The following is a 615-nucleotide window of genomic DNA, read 5'->3' as shown; positions in this document are numbered from 1 at the left end:
GAATAGAGGAAGATCCCGGCGAACAGGAACACCCAATACGAGAACGCATTGAGCCGCGGGAATGCCATGTCGCGCGCACCCAGTATGAGGGGCCACAGGTAGTTCGAAAATCCCGAGAGCACGGGCAGCGCATACAGAAAGATCATCGTCACGCCGTGCATCGTGAAGAGCTGGTTGTATTGTTCCGGCGTGAGCAGCGCAGCGTTCGGGCGTGCAAGCTGAAGCCGCATCACAAGCGCCTCGACGCCGCCCATCAGCAGGAAAATGAAGGCCGTCACGATATAGCGCAGACCGATGCTCTTATGGTCGACGGTCGAGAGCCAGCCGCGCCAGCCGGGTTCGGTCTCCCAGATTTTTTGCAGGCGCAACTGCGTCGGACTGCCGGGCGGAACGCGGCCGATCTCGGGCACCCGCGAAAGCGCCGGTGGCCTCGGCGACGATGCAATGCGTTCAGGCTCAGCAGGTGCGCTCATGGCTTCGTCGTGCCGTTGGTTATCGCAGCGTGGCGAGAAAGGCCGACAGGTCGGCGGCTTCGTCACGGCTCAGGATCATGCTTGGCATCATCGATTCGGGCTTGATCTGCTGAGCGTGCGTGATCCAGTCGAGCTGGTTTGC

At 61.5% G+C, this 615-nt stretch carries 1 protein-coding gene; it reads right to left on the bottom strand.

Going from position 1 to position 615, the window contains the following annotated elements:
- The coding region (locus AWB68_RS45930; RefSeq protein ID WP_200828999.1) for a cbb3-type cytochrome c oxidase subunit I at positions 1-473 on the bottom strand (473 nt) is incomplete at its 3' end.
- Positions 474-615 lie beyond the last annotated feature (142 nt).

Source organism: Caballeronia choica (assembly GCF_001544535.1).
GTDB lineage: Bacteria > Pseudomonadota > Gammaproteobacteria > Burkholderiales > Burkholderiaceae > Caballeronia > Caballeronia choica.
Note: the sequence above shows the minus strand (reverse complement) of the source record. Positions and strands in the feature narration are given on the sequence as shown.